General features: G+C 64.6%; 20 protein-coding genes and 1 tRNA gene. 11 read left to right on the top strand and 10 right to left on the bottom strand.

All coding sequences use genetic code 11. The annotated features are described in order from the left end of the window. Positions 1-132 precede the first annotated feature (132 nt). The 6 genes from DNK89_RS18000 to DNK89_RS18025 form a co-directional block, all read right to left on the bottom strand. Positions 133-471, bottom strand: a complete 339-nt coding sequence (locus DNK89_RS18000; protein WP_238990859.1) for a hypothetical protein — start codon at positions 469-471, stop codon at positions 133-135. A gap of 186 nt (positions 472-657) precedes the next feature. Then, a complete protein-coding gene (locus DNK89_RS18005) occupies positions 658-843 on the bottom strand; it encodes a hypothetical protein (RefSeq protein ID WP_015014689.1) in 186 nt (61 codons plus the stop codon). A 308-nt stretch (positions 844-1,151) separates the two neighbouring features. Continuing rightward, on the bottom strand, positions 1,152-1,931 hold the full coding sequence (locus tag DNK89_RS18010) for an alpha/beta hydrolase (protein WP_238990860.1): 780 nt from the start codon (positions 1,929-1,931) through the stop codon (positions 1,152-1,154). Positions 1,932-2,087: 156 nt separating this feature from the next. Next, positions 2,088-2,177: transfer RNA gene (locus tag DNK89_RS18015), tRNA-Ser, on the bottom strand. Positions 2,178-2,261: 84 nt separating this feature from the next. Then, entirely contained in the window at positions 2,262-3,179 is a 918-nt protein-coding gene (locus tag DNK89_RS18020) for an SPFH domain-containing protein (RefSeq protein WP_015014685.1), read from the bottom strand. 41 nt (positions 3,180-3,220) lie between these two features. Further along, a complete protein-coding gene (locus DNK89_RS18025; protein WP_015014684.1) occupies positions 3,221-3,646 on the bottom strand; it encodes an NfeD family protein in 426 nt (141 codons plus the stop codon). A 146-nt stretch (positions 3,647-3,792) separates the two neighbouring features. On the opposite strand from DNK89_RS18025, the gene DNK89_RS18030 reads away from it, so the two are divergent. Next, positions 3,793-6,159, top strand: coding sequence for an arginine/lysine/ornithine decarboxylase (locus DNK89_RS18030; RefSeq protein ID WP_110961200.1), 2,367 nt, complete (start codon positions 3,793-3,795; stop codon positions 6,157-6,159). Positions 6,160-6,337: 178 nt separating this feature from the next. Beyond that, entirely contained in the window at positions 6,338-6,898 is a 561-nt protein-coding gene (locus DNK89_RS18035) for a fasciclin domain-containing protein (protein ID WP_110961201.1), read from the top strand. A 95-nt stretch (positions 6,899-6,993) separates the two neighbouring features. Here DNK89_RS18035 and DNK89_RS18040 read toward each other — a convergent pair whose 3' ends face one another. Continuing rightward, on the bottom strand, positions 6,994-7,857 hold the full coding sequence (locus DNK89_RS18040) for a DNA ligase (RefSeq protein WP_110961202.1): 864 nt from the start codon (positions 7,855-7,857) through the stop codon (positions 6,994-6,996). Positions 7,858-7,953: 96 nt separating this feature from the next. Further along, a complete protein-coding gene (fabI, locus tag DNK89_RS18045) occupies positions 7,954-8,754 on the bottom strand; it encodes an enoyl-ACP reductase FabI (RefSeq protein WP_056064037.1) in 801 nt (266 codons plus the stop codon). Between the two features lie 104 nt (positions 8,755-8,858). Here fabI and DNK89_RS18050 point away from each other — a divergent pair, with 104 nt between their 5' ends. From DNK89_RS18050 to DNK89_RS18065, 4 genes are read left to right on the top strand one after another with little or no spacing between them, the layout of a single operon-like run. Continuing rightward, positions 8,859-10,685 carry an extracellular solute-binding protein gene (locus tag DNK89_RS18050; RefSeq protein WP_110961203.1) on the top strand — a complete coding sequence of 609 codons (1,827 nt, stop codon included), beginning with the start codon at positions 8,859-8,861 and terminating at the stop codon, positions 10,683-10,685. 18 nt (positions 10,686-10,703) lie between these two features. After that, positions 10,704-11,735, top strand: a complete 1,032-nt coding sequence (locus DNK89_RS18055; protein WP_110961204.1) for a microcin C ABC transporter permease YejB — start codon at positions 10,704-10,706, stop codon at positions 11,733-11,735. Positions 11,736-11,748: 13 nt separating this feature from the next. After that, positions 11,749-12,804 carry an ABC transporter permease gene (locus DNK89_RS18060; RefSeq protein WP_015014677.1) on the top strand — a complete coding sequence of 352 codons (1,056 nt, stop codon included), beginning with the start codon at positions 11,749-11,751 and terminating at the stop codon, positions 12,802-12,804. A gap of 2 nt (positions 12,805-12,806) precedes the next feature. After that, complete coding sequence (locus DNK89_RS18065; protein WP_110961205.1) at positions 12,807-14,441, top strand: ABC transporter ATP-binding protein; 1,635 nt, start codon at positions 12,807-12,809, stop codon at positions 14,439-14,441. Between the two features lie 141 nt (positions 14,442-14,582). On the opposite strand, the gene DNK89_RS18070 is transcribed toward DNK89_RS18065, so the two are convergent. Then, entirely contained in the window at positions 14,583-15,182 is a 600-nt protein-coding gene (locus tag DNK89_RS18070; RefSeq protein WP_110961206.1) for a lipocalin family protein, read from the bottom strand. A 303-nt stretch (positions 15,183-15,485) separates the two neighbouring features. Here DNK89_RS18070 and DNK89_RS18075 point away from each other — a divergent pair, with 303 nt between their 5' ends. After that, complete coding sequence (locus tag DNK89_RS18075) at positions 15,486-16,148, top strand: hypothetical protein (RefSeq protein WP_238990861.1); 663 nt, start codon at positions 15,486-15,488, stop codon at positions 16,146-16,148. 121 nt (positions 16,149-16,269) lie between these two features. Here the strand turns inward: DNK89_RS18075 and DNK89_RS18080 are convergent, their stop codons facing one another. Next, a complete protein-coding gene (locus tag DNK89_RS18080; protein ID WP_110961207.1) occupies positions 16,270-17,253 on the bottom strand; it encodes a PhnD/SsuA/transferrin family substrate-binding protein in 984 nt (327 codons plus the stop codon). A 257-nt stretch (positions 17,254-17,510) separates the two neighbouring features. Here DNK89_RS18080 and DNK89_RS18085 point away from each other — a divergent pair, with 257 nt between their 5' ends. From DNK89_RS18085 to DNK89_RS18100, 4 genes are all read left to right on the top strand, one after another. Then, entirely contained in the window at positions 17,511-18,368 is an 858-nt protein-coding gene (locus DNK89_RS18085; RefSeq protein ID WP_110961208.1) for a hypothetical protein, read from the top strand. A 23-nt stretch (positions 18,369-18,391) separates the two neighbouring features. Next, positions 18,392-18,862: a hypothetical protein gene (locus DNK89_RS18090; protein WP_110961209.1), complete on the top strand. Its 471-nt coding sequence runs from the start codon at positions 18,392-18,394 to the stop codon at positions 18,860-18,862. A gap of 126 nt (positions 18,863-18,988) precedes the next feature. Further along, positions 18,989-20,224: a hypothetical protein gene (locus tag DNK89_RS18095; protein WP_110961339.1), complete on the top strand. Its 1,236-nt coding sequence runs from the start codon at positions 18,989-18,991 to the stop codon at positions 20,222-20,224. Beyond that, positions 20,209-22,425: an ATP-binding protein gene (locus DNK89_RS18100; RefSeq protein WP_110961210.1), complete on the top strand. Its 2,217-nt coding sequence runs from the start codon at positions 20,209-20,211 to the stop codon at positions 22,423-22,425. Before DNK89_RS18095 ends, DNK89_RS18100 begins: the two co-directional genes overlap by 16 nt. Positions 22,426-22,457 lie beyond the last annotated feature (32 nt).

The following is a 22,457-nucleotide window of genomic DNA, read 5'->3' on the forward strand; positions in this document are numbered from 1 at the left end:
CAACGCGGGGGCGATGGGTAAGGCATTGGATACCGGAAGCGAGGCGCCATCAAAGTGGCTGCTTCAACAGACGCGCTCGCAGTGACTTTGGGCCAGTAGCAGGGCTCTGGTCGCCGCTGGTAGCCGCTTCTATCAACGCAGGCGGGCCTGCAATTGGGTCTCGATGTCGTCCCGCTCCATGGCGAACTGCTGGGGGCTGATTTCGTTGGACTCCAGCTTGCGGGCTACCGACAGCAGCAGCACGGTGTTTTCAAGGCGAGTGTCCTGTTGCAGCGAGGGGGGCAGGGCGGTCAGGCGGTCAAAGCTTTGCTTGTACAGCTCGCTCCAACTCATGGCACCCGCCTGGGCCTGGGCCCTGGCACCGTCATACCAGCGCGAGAACTCGTCCAGGGCGTTGTCGCGGGGGCTGGAGCAGCCCGCCACCGCGGCCAGCAGCACCATCGAGCCCCAGAATTTTGGGTAGTGATTCAAGGAAAAACGGTTTGCAGAGATGCGAAAACGTGTGGTCACGATCGTCCTCCATTCCAGAATGCCACCGAAAACTCCCGGTGTGCAGCGCCGAATGGTACTCCGATGCTATGCTTTTTGCTACTGTGTTGCTCTTTGGACCCACACACGCTGCAGTGCAGCGCCAACGATGCCGGCTCGTTCTGGCGCTCAGTGGTCGAGAAAGCTGGTGGACAAGATCTGATCCAGCCCCGTCAGCCCGTTCGACATCGAGTCCACAGACTGCACAGCCACGTCCGGCATCAACAACGACACCGCCGCCAGCACTGCCAGCACCACGGTGCCGATGAACGCGACCAGCGCGCGCGCTCCCGGCGGTAAGGAATGGCGTTTCATGATGAAGTCCTTTTCAGCAAAAAGGGGTGAGGGGCCGCAATGACCTCCCAGTGCAACCTCAATGGCCGCTGGCTAGGATTTCAGCAAAGTGCCGCAGTTCCGCGTGTAAGACAAGTGCGATACCGGGTGTCTATGGGCAACTGTTACGGGCTGTTGCCTTTACAAAGAATCCAGAAACCTTCTGCTCCGCCCAACCTGGGGAATTTGCGGTGAAGAGGCCCGCTCACCGGCGGCTGGAGCGCACTGTGGACCTGCTGCGAGTGAGGCCATTGGAGCAACCCACTCGTGTCCTCCCCGCCGGATAGGGTTCAAGGCTTTGGCGCCTGAATCCACGCGGTAATTTGTCCAATCGCTTCCTGCTCCATGCCGATGAATCCATGCCAGTGCTGCGCCGCGCACTCGTCTCCCACCGGGTTGGAACCGCCATCCACCACCATCAGCTTTTTGACGGGCGCCCGCGTCAGCCCTTCGAGGATGGCAGGCGTGTCGCTGGCCTGGCAGTGTTTGCAGCCGTCCCTGGCGTGGTGGTAGACCAGCACCGGCAGCTCGATGGCTTGCAGGTTTTGTGCGGGCACCGCGCCCGGTGTGCTTCGGCGCACGATGCTGGAGGTCAGCACCAGCCCTGCAATCACCGGGTCTTTGACATGAACGGCCATGGCTGTCGCGGACACCGTGCCTCGGCTGGTGCCCACCACCCACACCGGCAGGTCGCTTTGGCGCTTCACAAGTTCCAGCACTTTGGCGATGTCGGTCATGTGCGCCGCACCTGTGCGTTCGGTCCAGCCCAGCTCCATGTCGCTGGGCCGTCCAAAGATCGCCACGTTGTATCCATGCGCTATGAAATACGGCGCAGACCGGACGAGAAAGTTGCCACCGGTGGCGCGGCCATCCTCCACCTTGCCGAACCCGCCCGCGCCGCCTGGAAAAAGAAGTACCGTGGCCTTGGCTTTCGGCGCAGCCTCCCAAAACAGCGTGTGGGTCACTCCTTCGCGGGTGGGCACTTTGAACAGCGTCCCTTCGGCCCACGCTGGCACCATCAGGGTTGCCAACCCCCAGCAGATACCGAAGAACTTCCAACGCATCAGCATGTGCAGACCTCCAGGGGTTTCATTGACAGCACATCAACCGGAGCGCCCCGTGGGCAAGGTTCAGCGGGTAGCCGTGGCACACAAAGCCACTGTGCGCAAGAAAGGCTCGCCAGACAACAAAAAACCCAAGTGACCGGAATCACTTGGGTTGATATATGGCGGAGAGGGCGGGATTCGAACCCGCGGTGGGGATTAGCCCACACACGCTTTCCAGGCGTGCGACTTAAACCGCTCATCCACCTCTCCGAAGCCCTCGATTATAGCCACAGGATTGGGGCATTCCGATCAGAGGTCGGTATCGCCTGAAATTTTCCGCTGACCGATGCGCCGTCAGCCTGCCTTTTGGGATGTCTGCACCATCTTCATGGCCGAGCCGATCAGCGCCGACACCTCGGTCATGTTGCTGGGTACGATGAGGGTGGTGGTGGCGTCCGACGCGACCTGGCTGTAGGCATCCACGGCTCTTTCGGCCACCTTGAGCTGCACGGCCTGTTCGCCGCCGGGCTGGCGGATGGCGGCAGCCACGCGCTCGATGGCCTGGGCGTTGGCCTCGGCCACGGCCTTGATGGATTCGGCCTCGCCCTGGGCCTTGTTGATGACCGCCTGTTTTTCGCCCTCGGAGCGGGCAATGAAGGCCTCACGCTCGCCCGTGGCGATGTTGATCTGCTCCTGGCGGCGGCCTTCAGATGCGGCGATCAGTGCGCGCTTTTCACGCTCCGCAGTGATCTGGGCCTGCATGGCGTGCAGGATTTCCTTGGGTGGCGTCAGGTCCTTGATCTCGTAGCGCAGCACCTTCACACCCCAGTTCAGCGCGGCTTCGTCGATGGCCTGCACCACCTGCGCGTTGATGATGTCGCGCTCCTCAAAGGTTTTGTCCAGCTCCAGCTTGCCGATGACCGAGCGCAGCGAGGTCTGCGCCAGCTGAGTCACGGCCATGATGTAGTTGCTCGACCCGTAGCTGGCGCGCATCGGGTCTGTGACCTGAAAGTACAGGATGCCGTCCACCTGCAGCTGCGTGTTGTCACGGGTGATGCACACCTGGCTGGGCACATCGAGCGGGATTTCCTTCAGGCTGTGCTTGTAGGCGACCTTGTCCACGAAGGGGATCAGAAAGTTCAGGCCCGGGGTCAGCGTGCCCGCGTATTTGCCCAGGCGTTCTTTCACCCAGGCATTTTGCTGGGGTACGACCTTGACCGAGCGGGCGATGAAGATCACGGCAATGATCAGGAGGACGATGGCAATTTCCATGAGAAGCCTTTCTTGGAGGTTCGGTAAAGGATCTGCGGTGTTTACAGCGGGTCCACCAGCAGGCGGTTGCCCACCAGTTCGGCGACCCGGTGCATGCCGGTCGAGGGGGTGACCCCGGGGCGGTGGATGGCCGTCCATTGGGCGCCCCGGTACTTCACGGTGGTGGTGCCGTCGGGGCTCCAGCTCTCGATGAGGATGGTTTCGCCCACATCCATGTTCACGCTGCGGTCCGCGCGTGCCGACGGGTCGCCAGGTCGCTTTTTGCGTACCAGGTAGCAGGCCACGACAGCCCCGCCGCCCACGATAGCGGCCGACACTATCTGCAGCGCGGATGCCAGGCCCAGATGGGCGGCCAGGGCGGCGGCTACCAGCCCTAGAGCCACCATGAGCAGATAGAACGTACCGGTCAGCAGCTCTGCCACGACCACGGCCCCCGCTGCCAGCCACCAGATGGTGGATGCCTCCATGTCGAACCTCCTCGTGTGGTTGTGTTTGTTGCACCACATTCTGGGTCAAAAGAATGGCAGTTCAAAGGCGCGTCAACGTTATTCCTTACACTTCGCGCCTATTTCGTTTTTTGGCCGGGCAGGCCACGGCTCCCTGGAGGCTGCGCATGAAGTTTCGCTTTCCCATCATCATCATCGATGAAGACTACCGTTCCGAGAACACCTCGGGGCTTGGCATTCGTGCGCTCGCGCAGGCCATCGAGGCCGAGGGCTTCGAAGTGGTTGGTGTCACCAGCTATGGCGATCTGTCGCAGTTTGCCCAGCAACAAAGCCGTGCCAGTGCGTTCATTCTGTCCATCGACGATGAAGAGTTCACGGTGGGCGAGGGGCTGGACCCCATCGTGCTGAGCCTGCGCAACTTCATTGGCGAAGTGCGCCGCAAGAACGCCGATGTGCCCATCTATGTGCATGGTGAGACCAAGACCAGCCGCCACCTGCCCAACGACATCCTGCGCGAGCTGCACGGCTTCATCCACATGTTCGAGGACACCCCCGAATTTGTGGCGCGCCACATCATTCGCGAAGCCAAGAGCTACCTCGAAAGTGTGCAGCCCCCGTTCTTCAAGGCGCTGCTGGACTACGCCGAAGACGGCTCGTACAGCTGGCACTGCCCCGGCCACTCGGGCGGCGTGGCCTTCTTGAAAAGCCCCGTGGGTCAGATGTACCACCAGTTCTATGGCGAAAACATGCTGCGCGCCGACGTGTGCAACGCGGTGGAAGAACTGGGCCAGCTGCTGGACCACAACGGCGCCATTGGGGAATCGGAGCGCAATGCGGCACGCATCTTCAATGCCGACCACTGCTTCTTCGTGACCAACGGCACGTCCACGTCCAACAAGATGGTGTGGCACCACACCGTGGCCCCTGGCGACGTGGTGGTGGTGGACCGCAACTGCCACAAGTCCATCCTGCACAGCATCATCATGACCGGCGCCATCCCGGTGTTCATGAAGCCCACGCGCAACCATTTCGGCATCATCGGTCCGATTCCGCAAAGCGAGTTCGAGCCCAAGGCCATCGAGGCCAAGATCAAGGCCAACCCCTTGCTCAAGGGCGTGGACGCCAAGAAGGTCAAGCCACGCGTGCTGACCCTCACGCAATCGACCTATGACGGTGTTCTGTACAACACCGAGACCATCAAGGGCATGCTCGACGGCTATGTCGACAACCTGCACTTTGACGAGGCCTGGCTGCCGCACGCCGCGTTCCACCCGTTCTATGGCAGCTACCACGCCATGGGCAAGAAGCGCACGCGCCCCAAGCATTCCGTGACCTACGCCACGCAGTCCATCCACAAGCTGCTGGCCGGCATCAGCCAGGCATCGCATGTGCTGGTGCAGGACTCGCAGACCACCAAGCTCGACCGCCACCTGTTCAACGAGGCGTACCTGATGCACACCAGCACCAGCCCTCAGTACAGCATCATCGCCAGCTGCGATGTGGCCGCCGCCATGATGGAGCCGCCCGGTGGCACCGCGCTGGTAGAAGAAAGCATCCTGGAGGCGCTGGACTTCCGCCGCGCCATGCGCCAGGTGGAGGAAGAGTTCGGAAAGAACGACTGGTGGTTCAAGGTCTGGGGCCCTGAAAAGCTCACCGACGAAGGTATTGGCCGGGCGGAAGACTGGATCATCCGCAGCGACAGCAAGAGCAAGAAGGGCAGCAAGTGGCACGGCTTCGGCCAGCTGGCCGACGGCTTCAACATGCTGGACCCGATCAAGTCCACCATCGTCACGCCTGGCCTGAGTCTGGACGGCAAGTTCGACAAGACCGGTATCCCTGCGTCCATCGTGACCAAGTACCTCGCCGAGCACGGCGTGGTGGTGGAGAAGACGGGCCTGTACAGCTTCTTCATCATGTTCACCATCGGCATCACCAAGGGCCGCTGGAACACGCTGCTGACGGCGCTGCAGCAGTTCAAGGACGACTACGAGAAGAACCAGCCCATGTGGCGCATCCTTCCCGAGTTCTGCCAGCAGCACAAGCGCTACGAGCGCATGGGCCTCAAGGACCTGTGCCAGCACGTACATGAGATGTACGCCAAGTACGACATTGCACGCCTGACCACCGAGATGTATCTGTCGGACCTTACGCCCGCCATGAAGCCCTCGGATGCCTACGCGCACATCGCACACCGCACGACCGAGCGCGTGGAGATCGACCACCTGGAAGGCCGCATCACTGTGGGCCTGGTCACGCCGTACCCGCCGGGCATTCCGCTGCTGATTCCGGGCGAAGTGTTCAACAAGAAGATCGTGGATTACCTCAAGTTTGCGCGGGAATTCGCCAAGCTGTGCCCCGGCTTTGAGACCGACATCCACGGTCTGGTGGAAGTGGAAGACGAGAACGGCCAGGTGCGCTATTACGCCGACTGCGTGGCAGAACAAGGCAAGCCCGGCAAGAACCCCAAGCCTCTGGCAACTGCCAAGAACCTGGTGCAGGTGGGCGACGACGGCCCGTACGGACGCAACGTGTAAGCGCCTGTCTTGGCGCAGGTGCATCGGTGCACCTGCCCTTCAATAATCGCTCCCCCGGCTTGGCTGGCGGAGCGATTTTTTATGCGCTTGAATCCGTTGTGGTGTTGGGGGCGTATTGACTATCAGCCGCGTGATTCTCATGCGGTGACTGTCTTCACAACCCCCTCAGGAGATCTTCATGACCCTTCGATTCAACGCCCGCCTTGCCTCCATCGCTCTGACGGCTGCCATGGCAGCTGCCGCAATGCCTGCCATGGCGCAGGTCATGGTGGGCGGCGCGCCCATGCTGGCCAGCAAGGACATCATCGACAACGCCGTGAACTCCAAGGACCACACCACCCTGGTGGCTGCGGTCAAGGCGGCGGGCCTGGTGGAGACGCTCAAGGGCCCCGGTCCGTTCACGGTGTTTGCGCCCACCAATGCGGCATTTGCCGCACTGCCCGCCGGCACGGTGGACACGCTGCTCAAGCCCGAAAGCAAGCCCACGCTGACCAAGGTGCTCACCTACCACGTGGTCGCCGGCAAGTACGACGCTGCCGCGCTGTCGAAGATGATTGCCGATGGCAAAGGCATGGCCAGCCTCAAGACGGTGGCGGGCGGAACACTCACCGCCAAGGCCAGCGGCAATGCCGTCATGGTGACGGACGAAAAGGGCGGTACGGCGACGGTGACGATTGCCGACGTGTACCAGTCCAACGGTGTGATCCACGTGGTGGACAAGGTGTTGTTGCCCAACTGATTGCGCAACGGATGGGGGCGAGGCGGCATGCGCTGCCGCGCTCAGCTCGCGTATCGCCACCTCGTCGAAATCAGCTCGGGTTTGCGGTGGCCCCGTCAGCGGGTGGGCGGCATGTCGTCTCGCACCCGCACAAAACTCGCGAAGCGTGGCACGCCGCTGTCGTGGGTGCCTCTGAAGCGGTAGGTCACCCAGCTGCCCACTGGCGGCGGGTGGTCGCGCTCCGCGTCGGTCAACCCTGCGCCCAGCCGAAACCGCTGGCCCGAAGGCATCTCCACCACCAGGGCGCCCAGCCGCCCGGCGTGGCGGCCCTGGCCGGGCAGATGGGCGACCACTTTGGCCTCGGTGTCTTCGTGGGTCTTGACCTTGATGAGGTCGTCACTGCGCCCTGCGCGGTACCTTGATGCGCCGCGGTGCAGCATCAGCCCCTCGCCACCCGCACGCACGGTGCGCAGCAGCAGCTTTTGCAACGCGGCGTCGCTGGCCACACGCTGCTGGGGCACCGCCTGCACCCATGGCTGGTTCAGCGATTCCACGAGTTGGTTCAGTGCGGGCAGGCGCTGGTCAAACGTGCCGCCGTGCGCGGGCAGGTCAAACACCATGAATCGCATCTCGCGCCAGGCGGCATCGTCCGGCTGCAGCTGGCGTACGGTGGACTGGCCGTGGCTGAACCGGCCGCGTCCTGCCCACAGCTCGCCGTCCATGGGCGTGTCGGGCCAGCCGGCGGTAAACCATGCCGGGGCCGCCACGGTCTCTCCACCCCGCGTGCGCAGCGTGTGGCCGTCCCAATAGCCGCGCACGCCATCGTATTTTTCGCTCACCCAGTAGTCCGCGAGGCGCATGCCGGGGCGGTACACGTTGGCCAGCAACAGGGCGGGTGCGTCGGCGGCACAGGCCTGGGGGGTGGTCAGTGCAGCCAGGGGCGCGAGGCCCAGCCAAGCCAGGCAGTGTCGGCGGAGCATGATGGAGTTGCTATTAAAAAAATAGCTTCTAGCGCATGTTCTATAAGCGCTAGAAGCCTGTTTCGTGCAAAAAAGGCTGTGAGCCCTCTGCGTGGATTACACCTGGTCGGCGCTCAGGCCTGCGGTCTGGCTGAAGCCGCCGTCTACATAGGTGATCTCGGCCGTCATGCCCGATGCCAGGTCCGACAGCAGGAAGGCTGCCACATTGCCCACGTCTTCAATCGTCACATTGCGGCGCAGGGGCGAGGCGTCGGCCACACGGCTCAGCAGCTTGCCAAAGTCCTTGATGCCGCTGGCAGCCAGGGTCTTGATGGGGCCTGCGCTGATGCCGTTGGCACGGATGCTGCGGCCGTCTTCGGTGCGGCCCACGGCCTCGGCCAGGTAGCGCACGCTGGCCTCCAGGCTGGCCTTGGCCAGGCCCATGGTGTTGTAGTTGGGGATGGAGCGCAGCGCGCCCAGGTAGCTCAGGGTCAGCAGCGACGATTTGTCGTTCAGGTAGGGCAGGGCCGCCTTGGCCATGGCCGGGAAGCTGTAGGCGCTGATGTCGTGCGCAATGCGGAAGCCTTCGCGGCTCAGGCCGTCCAGAAAGTTGCCCGCAATGGCCTCGCGCGGTGCAAAGCCGATGCTGTGCACAAAGCCGTCAAACTTCGGCCAGGTCTGCGACAGGTCCGCAAACATGCGCGCTATCTGCTCGTCGCTGGCCACGTCGCAGTCAAACACCAGCTGGGAGTTGAACTCGGCCGCAAAGTCGGTGATGCGGTCCTTGAAGCGCTCGCCCACGTAGCTGAACGCCAGCTCGGCACCTTGCTCGTGGCAGGCTTTGGCAATGCCGTAGGCGATGGAGCGGTTGGACAGCACGCCCGTGATGAGCAGCTTCTTGCCGGTCAGAAAACCCATGTGAAATCTCCTTGTGGAATAGCGGAATGCAGGCTTGGCGCCCGGTGCATGTGGATATGCGGCTTTGGCTGCAAGCCCCTGCGAACGTAGTGCAGAATTGTCGCATGCGGTTTTGGCTGGCTTTGTTGCTGATGGGGAGTGCTGTTCCAGCGTGGGCAGCGCATGCGTATGCCTTGTGGGGCGCGCCGCGCTATCCGGCGGGCTTTGCGCATTTCGACTATGTGAATCCCGAGGCCCCCAAGGGCGGTGAGTTGCGGCTGGTGAGCAACCTGCGCACGTCCACCTTTGACAAGTACAACCCGTTCACCATCAAGGGCAACGCACCGGCCTACCTGTCGTCGCTGATGTTCGACTCGCTGCTCGTGGGCTCCATGGACGAGACCGCAACCGGCTATGGCCTGCTGGCCGAGGACGTGGAAGTCGCCCCCGATGGACTGTCGGCCACCTTCCGGTTGCGGCCCGAGGCGCGCTTTCACAACGGTAAACCGGTGCTGGCCCAGGACGTGAAGCACAGCTACGAAACGCTGGTGGGCCCCTTCACCTCACCCTCTTACAAGACCTTGCTGATCGAAGTGGCGGGCGTGGATGTGATCAACGACCGCACCGTGCGCTACCGCTTCAAGCAACCCAACCGCGAGCTTCCCATCACCGTGGGTGGCTTGCCGGTGTTCAGCCGCGAATGGGGTGTGGAAAACGGCAAGGCCAAGCCCTTTGACCAGGTGGTGATGGATATCCCCATCGGCAGCGGCCCTTACAAGATCGGGCCCGTGCGGTTTGGCAAGGACATCACCTACGTGCGCGACCCCCAGTACTGGGCGCGCGACCTCAACGTGCGCAAGGGCACGGCCAACTTCGACCGCATCCTGGTCAAGATCTACAAGGACAACACCGCGCGTCTGGAGGCCCTGAAAGCGGGCGAGTTCGACCTGATGCGGTTCTTCAGCGCGGGCGATTGGGCCCGCCGCGTCACGGGCAAGAAGTTCGACACCGGCGAGCTGGTCAAGGGCGAGTTCAAGCACAAGCTGCCGTCGGGCTTTCAGAGCTATGTGCTCAACACCCGCCGCCCGCTGCTGCAGGACGCGCGGGTGCGGGAGGCCCTGGGCCTGGCGATGGACTATGAGTGGATGAACCGCCAGATGTTCTACGGCGCCTACCAGCGTGTGAACGGCCTGTTTGGTAACACCGCCTGCGAAACCAAGGGCAGCCCGTCGCCCGAAGAGCTTGCGCTGATGGACCCCTACCGCAAGGACATTCCTGCGGCCGCCTTCGGTCCCATGACCGTGCCCCCGCGCACCGACGGCGATTCGTCACTGCGGGCCAACCTGCGCCGGGCGCAGGCCCTGCTCAAAGAGGCGGGCTGGGAGGTGCGCGATGGCGCCCTGCGCAACGCGAAGGGCGAGGCCATGGTGCTGGAGTACATGGACAGCAACGAAGGCGGCGTGCGCACCATCACCCCCTGGATCCGCAATCTCGAAAAGATCGGCGTCACGCTGCGCTTCCGCTCGGTGGACTTTGCGCTGTACCAGCAGCGCCTCCAGAAGTTCGACTTTGACATCACCACGATTGCCTTCCAGGGCACCAACAACCCCGGCCAGGAGTTTGCCGATATGTTCGGCAGCCAGGCCGCCGACACGGAAGACTCCGGCAACTTCGCGGGTGTCAAGAACCCGGCGGTGGACGCCATGATCAAGGCCATGACCTCTGCCAAAACCGAGGCGCAACTGCTGCCTGCCTGCCATGCGCTGGAGCGCATCATTGCGCACAGCCATTACCTGATTCCGCAGTGGACGGCCGGCACCCATCGCATGGCGTACAACGCCTGGCGCCTGGCCAAGCCCGTCACGGTGCCACCGTACTCCAGCGGTGAAAGCTGGGTCATCGACATCTGGTGGGCACGCATTCCACCGCAGACCGCGCCCGACAAGAAATAACCACCCGCCAGCCCACCCATGTTTGCCTACATCCTCAAACGCGTGTTGCTGATGCTGCCCACCCTGCTGGGCGTGTTGCTGCTGACCTTTGTGGTGATCCAGTTCGTGCCGGGCGGCCCCGTGGAGCAGTACATGGCCGAGGCCAAGGCTGGCGTGGGCGGTGGCGGTGCCGAAGGCGGTGGCCTGAGCTACCGGGGCGCTCAGGGCGTGGACCCCAAGCGGCTGGAGCAGATCAAGGCCCTGTACGGCTTTGACAAACCAGCGCATGAACGCTTCATCCAGATGCTGGGCCAGTTCGCGCGTTTTGATCTGGGCAAGAGTTTTTTTCAGAACAAGGACGTGTGGCAACTGGTGGCAGAGAAGCTGCCGGTTTCCATCAGCCTGGGCCTCTGGACCTTCTTCATCAGCTACCTCGTCGCCGTGCCGCTGGGCGTGGCCAAGGCGGTGCGTGCCGGGTCGCGGTTTGACCTGGTGACCACGCTGCTCATCTTGCTGGGCTACGCCATCCCCGGCTTTGTGCTGGGCGTGGCGCTCTTGGTGATCTTTGGCGGGCAACTGCAGTGGTTTCCGCTGCGGGGGCTCACGTCGGCCAATTGGGACGAACTGAGCTGGGGCGCGCGCATCGTGGACTACCTGTGGCACATCACGCTGCCCGTCACAGCCATGGTGCTGGGCAGTTTTGCCGTCACCGCGATGCTGACCAAGAACGCCCTCCTCGAAGAGATCCGCAAGCAGTACGTGCTCACCGCCCGCGCCAAGGGACTGAGCGAGCGGCAGGTGCTGTGGAAGCATGTGTTCCGCAATGCGCTCATTCCCATCATCACCGGGTTTCCCGCTGCCTTCATCGGTGCGTTCTTTGCGGGCTCGCTGCTCATCGAAACCCTGTTCTCGCTCGATGGCCTGGGCCTGCTCAGCTACGAGAGCGTGATCCGCCGCGACTACCCGGTGGTGCTGGGCACGCTGTATTTGTTCACGCTGATCGGGCTGGTCACCAAGCTCATCAGCGACCTTTGTTATGTGTGGGTGGACCCGCGCGTGAAGTTTGACTAGCCCGAACGCACCGATGGCCCCGATGAGTCCTGCTGCTACCCCCATTTCACTCTCCCCGTCCCGCCGTGCCTGGCTGCGCTTCAAGCGCAACCGCCTGGGGTACTGGAGCCTGCTGATCTTCTGCGCCCTGGTGCTGGTGAGCCTGTGCGCCGAGCTGGTCAGCAATGACAAGCCGCTCATCGTGCGCTACGAGGGGCAGACCTACTTCCCTCTGTTCAAGGACTACCCCGAGAAGACTTTCGGCGGCGACTTCGAAACCCCCACCGACTACCTGGACCCTTTCATCCAGCAGCGGCTGAGCACCGGCAGCAACTGGGCGCTTTACACCCTCAACCGCTACGGCCCCAACACGCTCAACTACTTTGCCAAGGCTCCCAACCCCTCGGCCCCCACGGGCGACAACTGGCTGGGTACGGACGATCGGGGGCGCGATCTGCTGGCACAGCTGCTGTACGGCTTTCGGGTGAGCGTGCTGTTTGGCCTGGCGCTCACCACCACGGGCGTGCTGCTGGGCGTTATCACAGGGGCCATCCAGGGCTTTTTTGGCGGCAAGACCGACCTGGCGTTCCAGCGATTTATCGAGATCTGGGGCTCCATGCCCGAGCTGTACCTGCTCATCATCTTCAGCGCGGTGTTTGCGCCCAGCATTGCGCTGCTGCTCATCTTGCTGAGCCTGTTTGGCTGGATGGGCCTCTCGGACTATGTGCGTGCTGAGTTCCTTCGCAACCGCCAGCTCGATTACGTGAAGGCAGCCCGTGCGCTGGGCGTGAGCAACAGCCAGATCATCTGGCGCCACATCCTGCCCAACAGCCTCACGCCCGTGGTCACGTTCCTGCCGTTTCGCATGAGCGGCGCGATTCTGGCGCTGACCTCGCTCGATTTTCTCGGCTTGGGGGTGCCACCGGGCACGCCCTCGCTGGGGGAACTACTGAGCCAGGGCAAGAACAGCATTGATGCGTGGTGGATCTCGCTGTCCACCTTCGGCGTGCTGGTGGTCACTCTGTTGCTGCTGACCTTCATGGGGGATGCGCTGCGCGATGCGCTGGACCCCAGAAAGGCGGATCTGTGACCATGACGGCATCGGCCATGAAACCCGCGCTGCTCGAAGTCCACGACCTGCATGTGCGTTTTGGCGCCAAAGAGGTGGTGCGCGGCGTCAACTTCTCGTTGGCCGCGGGCGAAAAGCTGGCGCTGGTGGGCGAGTCAGGCTCGGGCAAAACCATCACCGCGTTGAGCCTGCTCCGGCTGGCGGGCAATGCCGCTATCACCGGCCAGGCCCTGCTGCAGGGGCGGGGCGACCTGCTGGCGATGACAGAGCGCGAGATGCGCGGCGTGCGCGGGGGCGACATCGCCATGGTGTTCCAGGAGCCCATGACCGCGCTCAACCCGCTGATGACAATTGGCCAGCAGATCGCCGAGATCCTGCTGCTCAAGAAAGGCCTCACCGGTGCCCAGTGCGCGCAGGCCGCCATCGATCTGCTGGCGCAAACCGGCATCCCAGAGCCCGCGCGTCGCGCCAACAGCTTTCCGCACCAGCTCAGCGGCGGCCAGCGCCAGCGCGCCATGATTGCCATGGCTCTGGCCAGCAGCCCCAAGTTGCTACTGGCCGACGAGCCCACCACCGCGCTCGACGTGACCCTGCGCGGCCAGATCCTGGACTTGCTGAGCGACCTGCAGCGCCAGACCGGCATGGCGGTGCTGCTGATCACGCACGACCTGAATCTGGTGCGCCGCTTTGCCGACCGCGTGGCGGTGATGGAGCAGGGTGTGCTGGTAGAGCAGGGGCCTGTGGCCGAGGTCTTCGGCGCGCCCCAGCATGCCTACACCCGCCGTCTGATCGCCAGCCAGCCACGCCGCGATGTGATCGAGGCCGACCCGCCCGCAGGCACCGCGCCCGTGGTGCGGACGCAAGACCTGCGCGTGGTCTACCCCACGCCGCTGCCGGGCATCAAGGGCTGGTTCAAAAAAGGCGAGTTTGTGGCGGTGCAGGGCGCCACCTTGCAATTGCTGCCTGGACGAACGCTGGGCGTGGTGGGCGAATCCGGCTCGGGCAAGTCCACGCTGGCCCAGGCCATCCTGGGGCTGTTGCCCTCGACGGGGCAACTGCAGGTGGGCGGGCAGGCGTGGCAGCAGCCCGCCATGCGCAACACGCCCACCAACGAGCAGCTTCGCCGCCGGGTGCAGGTGGTGTTTCAGGACCCGTTCTCGTCCCTGTCCCCTCGCCTCACTGTCGAAGAGATCGTGGGCGAGGGCCTGAAGGTGCATGAGCCCGCACTAACCGTGGCCGAACGCCGCGCGCGTGTGGAGGCCGTGCTGGCCGAAGTGGGTCTGGCCGAGGCCCAATACCCGCGCCTGCTGGAGCGCTACCCGCATGAATTTTCCGGCGGTCAACGCCAGCGCCTCGCCGTGGCACGCGCCCTCATCGTGCAGCCGCAGGTGCTGGTGCTTGACGAGCCCACGAGCGCGCTCGATGTAACCATCCAGCAGCAGGTGCTGGGCCTGCTGCAGCGCCTACAAAAAGAAAAGGGCCTGAGCTACATGCTCATCACTCACGACGTGGACGTGATCCGCGCCATGGCGCACGATGTGCTGGTCATGAAGGACGGCGTGGTGCTCGAAAGCGGCAGCGTGACGGAAGTGCTGGATGCGCCGCAGCATCCCTACACCCAACGCCTGGTGGCAGCCGCCACAGTGCCTGGTGGATAGTTTTTGGGCTCTATGGGCTACAGGCGCTAGTGGAATATGCGCCGGCTGCTATCGAATTTGAATGGTTGCGTACGTGTCGCGTGGCCCAGTTTGGTGACTGCACCCCGCAGGGGGCCATGTCCCTTTTCCTGCGTACGGTGATCAGGTTCTGACCGCTGGGCGCCGCGCATGTTGCTCCACGCCGGGCTGGGCCCAAACGAGCTTGCGCACATCCACGCCCAGGGCCTGCGCCCGCTCCATCAGGTGCTCGCGCACATGCCAGGGTAGGGTGGGTGTGCGGGACAGCACCCACACATACTCGGTGCTGGAGCCCACCACCAGGGCCCACTGGTAGTTTTCGTCGAGCGCCACCACGTTGTAGCCGCCGTAAAACGGCCCGAAGAACGACACCTTGAGCGCTGCGCGGTCAGGGCTGTCCACAAACTCGGCGCGGCCCTCCGCTTCCTTCCACTGCTTGCGCACCGGGTCATAGCCCCGGTTCACCACCTTGATGGTGTTGTCTGCATTGCGGCTGTAAGTGGCGGTGGCCTGCGTCAGGCCGCGTTCAAACGAGTTTTCGATGCGGGCCACCTCGTGCCATTGCCCTGTGTAGCGGTCCACGTCAAAGCCCGTGACGGGCTGCACGCCTTCGGGTGTGCGCGGTGTGGAGCAGGCCGACAACATCATCATTCCCATCAATGCGGCTGCACCCACGACCCAGGGCCAGGGGGAGCGGCGGGGCGTGGTGCGGATGGCGTGCATGGCGGTTTCTCCTGAGGGCTGTTGTTGTGGGGAGGGGCGCTGGCTGCAGCGCTTGCCTGGCACCCGACTGTAGGTACGGCGCCTGATGCACGGTGTAGGAAGGCGCTGGCGCGTGGTGTCGGCGGCGCGGCGCCTGGGGTGTCGCCCTGGGCGTTGGTCACGCCCGCTTGACCGCGTGCTTTGTGCGCCTGGGTTGTGCGGAGATTGGCGACGGGGGTAGAGTGCGGTGGGGCTTCGGGCCCTCCCTGGGCGGCTGTGTTGCATCGCCCGTACCGTGTGGCCGACCTGCGATCAAGGAGCCTTGTGAACCATCCCTTTTCGTCCCCCAAGCTTGCCTTGTCCCCTTGGACCGACGCCGCTGTGCCCCCTGCCGGTTCGATCACGCCAACACCGGTGGCGAACGTGCTGGCCGACGACCCCGCTGTGCACAGCTATCAGCAGGCGCAGCGCAACGCTGCGCCGGGTACGTGGAGCAGTGGCCTGCACTTGGGGGTCGAGCAGGTGACTTGGGCCGCCGGCATCGACACCCCTGAGCCCGCCGTGAGGCTGTGCCTGCCGCTGGGCGGTGCACACACGGCGCGGCAGTTCTTTCGGGGCACCATACCGACCCCGCTGGAGCTGGAGAACGCGATTGCTGCGGTGGAGGATGAAGTCCACATCGCGCACCGCCAACTGCGGGGTTTGCTGCCGCCAGGGCAAGTGTGGGCTCCATGGTCTGCTGATGTGGCGCTGCACGATTTGGCCACGTTGGCAAGCGTGCCGCCCGGGCCGCATCGGGTGCTGACGCTTGACGCGATGGAGCGCTTGTTCAACCGCCTGGTAGCCGTGTCCGAAGGCCGCCCCGCCGCGCAGGAAGGCTTGCCAGACGATCCTGCCTTTGCCGGCACGCTGCTTGTGTTGCGAGAGTTGATGCACCACCTGCCATTCGCGTCCCTGGTGTTGGTGGACGGCACCACCGGGGCATGAAACCAGCCCGAAGAGTCAGCGGCCTGCGCTGGTGCCGCCCCATGTCGCAGCGCGCACCTGGCGCAAGCGGTTGTTGAACTGGCCGAGCCAGTCCTCGTCTTCTTCCAGCCCAACGCGGTAGTTACTTGGCTGCCGCCTTGGCGGCTTGTGCCTTCTGCGTCTTGTTGTAGACCTCCATCACGGTGGAGAAGTCACGCTCGAAATTGATGGTCAAGAAGGTGTCGTTTCCTGGCAGCAGCTGCCGCAGCTTGGGCGAAAAGCTGTAGCTGAAGGAGCATTTCTTCACCCGCGCCTGCAGGTCGTGCGAGACATCCTTGCCCATTGTCCAGGTCTCGGTCATGAAGGGTGGGCTCTCCCACAGCGTGCGGATGCTGGAGCCTTTCACGTCGCCCTTCACCACCATGCGCTGGTACAGGTCGCTGGCCACGGCCGCCGCGGGGTAGAAGCCATGCATCACGCCCGTGACCGAGCGCTCATGGCCGTTGGAGAACACCACTTCGTAGTTCTGGTCTGGCACCAGCCCGATGGCAGGGAACAGTGCGCGCGGCGCCAGGTTGCCCGAGTTGGACGTAGGCGTGGTGTGCGCAATCTTCTTGCCCACCAGGTCCTGCGGCTTGGTGAAAGGGCTGTCCACGCGTGCGATGAGGATCAGCTTGTACGAATTGCGTTGCCCGCTGGCCTTGTTGCCCGGCACGCCGAACGGCGCGGGCTGGCCTGCGGCCACCAGTTGCGGCACCAGGCCGGGGTTGACCTGGGCCAGCTGGGCCTTGCCAGAAACCAGGCTGTCGATGAGTTCCTTTTCGGCCAGCACGTCGATGTTGGTGCTTTTGTCCAGCGACTCGCCCTGCTGGTTCTGCAAGTCGATGTTGCCGCAGCGCGCCAGGTGGTTGAAGTAGTCGCCCCACAGCAGCATGGTCTCGGCCTTGGCATAGGTCTTGGGCATGGCCACCACCAGCTTTTCACGCGGGCTGTTGGCGAACTGGTTGGCGGCTTGCGCAGCGGCAGCAGGCTTGGCAGGGGTGGCACGGTCCGTCTGCGCAGCGACTGGGCTCAGGGTCAGTGCAGCGCCAGACAGCAGTGCATACAAGCGGGTATCGAATCGCATGGTTAAGGTCCCTCCGGTGTGTTGCTTTGGATCGGGTCGAGCCCGAGGGCCGAGAGTATGCAGGCGCTTTGGATAATGATCGGGCACCCATGCGACTGTGCGGGCTCTCGGCAAAGCCGCCAAGGCACTGGACGGTTTGTCAACCGGCCGTCTAGTGCGCTGGACAAGGCCGCGAGGGACAGGCGTGGCAACGCCCGACACAATGCCTGCACGCCATCACGCAACACCCTCCAAACGTTCACCACCGTTCCAGTCTCATGTCGCAAAACACCCTCACGCTGCAGCTGTTCTTTGAAGACCCGATCAAGCTCAAGACCTGCCAGTTGGTCTACCAGTACCTGTGCGCAGACAACACCGACCAGGCCCAGCGCTGGGCCGACAAGCTGGGTGCACCTAGCCTGGAGGCCTTGTGGGATGGGGAATGGTTCAACCAGTCGGTCACTGCAGCGCCATCGCACCTGGTGCTGCAATTTGATACCGGCACCAGTGACGACCTGCCTTTGCTGCAGATCGAAACCCTGTTCAGCCACGGCCTGCGGGCGGCGGTGCTGGAGGTCTTCTACGACCAGGTGGGCGAAACCGAACGCATGCACTTCGATCAGGGCCGCTGGGTGTCGCGCCAGGCATTCATGGACGCCAACCCGCAGTGGCGCGCGGTGGTTGAGCCTGTGCCACAGGTCGGCGAGGGCGGCGAAGACGGCGATGCCGATGACCGCTACGCTTGCTCCAAAGACCCGGCCAAGCCGCTGGCTGTGGCCAAGCTGCGCCAGCAGGAAGAAAAGCGCAAGCGTGAGGCCCGTGAGGCGGCTGAGGCGTTTGTCGAAATGGCGCGGGCCATGGGCAAAAGCGGCAAATCACCCGTGCAGGGGCTGATGGCTGTGCTGCTGTTGCGGGCCGGGTTCAAAGGGCTGGTGCACGCGGTGGTCTTCACGGTGGTCACCGTGTTGCTGTTCAAGGGCTTTTGGCTGTGGATGGGCCTGGGGCTGGTGCTGGCCGTGGCGCTGCCGCTGTACTACATGGCCACTGAACACAAAGCGCTGCGTGGGGACGACGGAGACGATGACGTCGAAAAGCCCGGCGACGATGGCCCCGCCACGGTGATGGCAGCGCAGTAAAAGCATCTGAGGAGAAGAACAACATGCTGACGCAAATCGAATGGTGGGGCGGGGTGATTTTTGTGCTAGGGGCGCTGACCTACCGCATGGTCATGGGGGCGCTGGAGCGGCCGGTGGATGGATTCCCTTGGTACCGGCTCATGATGCACGTGTTCTTTCTGGCCCCGGCTGCGTTGCTGGCGGGCTACTTCTACCCGCTCACGCAGCCCGCGCTGCAATACGGCTACCTGGCGCTGCTGGCCGTCTCGCTGCTGGTGGTGGCCGTGATGCTGGTGCAGGAGATGACCGGCGACTCGGGCGAGGGCCAAGAAGAGGGGCGCAGCAAGGAGCCCTTGAAAGAGGGCGCGACAGCCAAGGCCGACGATACAGACGAGTACGAAGAGCCCGGCTGGCTGATGTCGGTGGTCGGTGCCATCGTGCTGTACAGCCCGGTGCTCACGGCCTGTGGCCTCGCCAGCTACAAGGCCTGGCCCATGGTGCAGCGCCTGGCATAGTGCATCCGCAGTGCGCAGTGGGATGGCGGTGGTCTGGCAAGGCTGACAATGCCTGCCCACCATCCCCAGTTTTTCGCTGCCCTTGGTTTTGGCTCGGTGTACCCGCCTTCGTTAGTCCACAACTCCATGTCCCCCGATTCCTTTGCCGATCTTCTGTCGGTCTACATGCGCCGCATTCGCGCCAGCGCCTCGGGCGTGGCCACCGAAATTGGCCTGAGCCGCGAGGCCGTCAACAACTGGCGCAACGGCATCTCGGTGCCCAACCCCCGCTCGCGCGACAAGCTGGTGGCCTGTACCCGCTACCTGCGCCTGACCGAGAGCGAGGCCAACCGCCTGCTCAGCGCCGCAGGGTTCGCGCCCGAGTTCCCGCTGCAAGCCGAGTCCACTGGCGCGCAGCCGTTTGCTGCATTCCAGGACAAGGTGTTTGCGCAACTGGCCCAGGCGGTGCCATACCCCATCTCGCTGCTGCTGTCGCCCGCGCACTGGGGGCAGCCACCGTTCCGGCACGAGCTGCTGCAGCGCGCCCGCGCGCAGTACGGCGAGGGCTCGGTGCTGCACATCCAGCCGCCCTACAGCGTGAGCACCGTGCTCGCCGAATACTTCGCCGCCATCGGCCGCCAGTGCGGGCTTGGCGATGTGGCGTCGGACTACGAGTTTGAATCCGCGCTGGAGCGCCGCCTGCTGGCGGGCGAGCGCATCTTCTGCCTGGTCAGCCGCTTTGAGCAGGGCACACCTGCACTGCGCGAAACCCTGGCCGGCATCCTGCGCAGCCTGAGCGAAATGCACAGCGGCCGCCTGCACCTGCTGCTGTGCGGCGGGCAGGCGCTGGCCGACCTCAAATACCGCAGCGGCGACCTGTCGCTGCTCAACATCGCCCAAGTGCACCACTGGCCCGACCCGTCGCTGGCCGACCTGATGCAACTGGCCCGCCACCGCTGGCCCGAGCAGCCCTGGTCCGAGCCGGTGGTGGCTGCATTGCAGGCCCTGAGCGGCGGCCACCCCGCGCTGTTTGAAGAAGGCCTGCAATGGCTGGTGGACCACCCCGGCGCGGGCGCCAGCCTGCACAAAGGCCAGCCCGCCTTCAGCGCCCTGCGCACCCACCTGGCCAGCAGCCCGCGCCTGTGGCAAACGTTCCTGCCGCTGGCGCAGGTGCCAGCCAGCCGGGCCCGCCTGCAGCAGTTGCTGGGCGCGGACGACCTGGGCCGCGCGCGGCCCTACCTGCAGGACGATGACCTGCGCAGCCTGTTCTGGGGCAACCTCATTCTTGCGCGCGGCACGGGCGATGCAGCGCGGCTGCACTGGCGCAGCCCCACGGTGCGTGAAGCGGGCTGGATGGTGCTGGATTCATGCTCGGCCGACTGACGCCCTGGCTGTCCCGGCCCGTGGTGCGCGCCGTGGTCATTGCGCTGGTCACGCTGTTTGTGGCCAGCGCCGTGTTCCTGCCCCAGCACAACCCGGCCACGCGGGGTCGGTTCATGGCGGCGATGAATGTGGGGCCGCTGTGGGGTGAGCTGGTGCAGTGGCGCGTGGCCATGGTCAACGCCCGTAACGAGCTGGATGCCTGGCCTACCGACATTCAGAAGTACGCGCCGCCCATTGCCAACCCGCAGCTGCGCGTCACGTCCCCGCGCCCCAACGTGCTGCAGGCCGACATTGCCCACAACCCTGAATTTGGCAAGCTGGCGGGCACGCAGGTGGTGGTGGAACTGCAGCCCGGCACCCACACCTGGACCTGCCGCCCCGGCAACCCGCCCATCCCGCAGGGCTACCTGCCCATCAACTGCCAGCAAGGCAGCACCGACGACTTCGAGCCCGCCAAGCCGGTGCCAGACGCCGACCCCTTTGGCTGGATGCGCTCGCTCATCACATGGTGTGCGGTCATCTTTGGCGTGGGTGCCGTGCTGTGGGTGATGCGCCACCCGCTCATCGGTGCAGGCCAGCTGCGCCCCGCGCGCCTGCGCCGCACACCGCTGGCCCGCCTGCCGCAGATCGACCGGCTGCTGCGCTGGCTGCGGCGGCTGGAACCCACGTTGCAGGCCGCCGACATTCGCCTGGTGGACTGGCGCCGCGCCGTGGCCTGCGCCCAGGCCACGGGCAGCGAGCGCGCCCCGGCCCTGGCCCGCGCGCTGGCCGAACGCGTGTCCGCCCGCTGCCAGCCCAGCACCGACTGGGCGCTGCCCGGTGCGGTGTTTGAATGGTCGTTCCCGCCCGACCTGCCCGTGTCGCTGGACCGCTGCCTGGTCTTTGTGCCCACCCCCGGCATCGACGAAGCCACCGTGCTGCGCCAGCTGCGCGCCGTGCAAACCGGCAGCGACGTGCTGCTGATCCTGAGCGATCACAGCGTGGACACCCCCTGGCCCCTGCTGCATGCCCACACCCAAGACCGTGCCAACCTGCATGTGATGGCCGACAGCGCCAGCCAGACCGAATGGCTGATCGGCGGCGACGCCCTGCAGGTGCTGCTGCGCCTGCTGGCCGCGCAACTGCGCATCACGCGCATATCGCCCTACCAGACGCGCGGCGGCGTCACGCGCGAAGGCGCCTTCTTTGGCCGCGCGCAACTGCTGGCCCGCGTCATCAACCGCGAGCCCGCCAACTACCTGGTGGTGGGCGGGCGCCAGCTGGGCAAAAGCAGCCTGCTCAAGGCCGTGCAGCGCCGCATGGCGGGCCACCCGCACACCGTGTGCCATTACGTCTCGCTGCGCGACCACCGCCTGGCACCGCGCATGGCGCTGCAGTTTGGACTGGCGGCCGACACACCGCTCGAAGCCATCGTGGACCACCTACAGGCGCAGTACCAGGGCAAGCGCCTGGTGCTGCTCATCGACGAGGCCGACCTGTTCTTCCGCGACGAATCGGTCAACGGCTACGTGCAGCTGTCCACCCTGCGCGCACTCAGCGAAGAGGGCCGCTGCTGGTTCATGCTCGCGGGCTTCTGGGATTTGTACGCCACCGCCGTGCTCGACTACCAAAGCCCGCTGCGCAACTTTGGCGAGGTGCTGACCATCGGCGGCCTGGAGCGCGATGCCTGCCGCGAACTGGCCACCGAGCCGCTGCGCAAGCTGCGCCTGGGCTTTGACAACGAGCACCTGGTGAGCCGCCTGGTGGACGCCAGCGGCCAGCGCGCCAACCTGGTCGCCATCCTGTGCCAGGAATGCCTGGAGGCGCTGGCGCCCGGCGAACGCGTGATCGAAAAGCGCCACCTCGACCAGGCCCTGGCCTCGCAGGCCGTGCAAGACGCGTTGGCGGGCTGGGGCCGCCTCAGCCATGACGAAGCCGCCTGCCGCCTCGACCGCATCGTTGTTTACCACACGGCCCAGGTGGGACAGTCCAGCCTGGTCACGCTGGCCCAGCTGCTGCAAAGCCATGGCATCGCAGGCGACGCACAGGCCCTGCGCTTGTCGCTGGCGCGCCTGCAACTGGCCTATGTGCTGCGCAAACACGAGGCGGGCGAATACCGCTTTGCCATCCCGCTGCTGCAGGACCAGTTTGAACCGGCGGAGGTGGAACTGCTGTTGCACCAGGAGCTGGCCGTGCTGGCGCGTGACCGTGATCCGGGTTGAGCCACGCAGGGGCACTGCGGAGCCATTGCTGC

This window comes from Acidovorax sp. ST3, assembly GCF_003231145.1.
Taxonomy (GTDB): Bacteria; Pseudomonadota; Gammaproteobacteria; order Burkholderiales; family Burkholderiaceae_C; genus Acidovorax.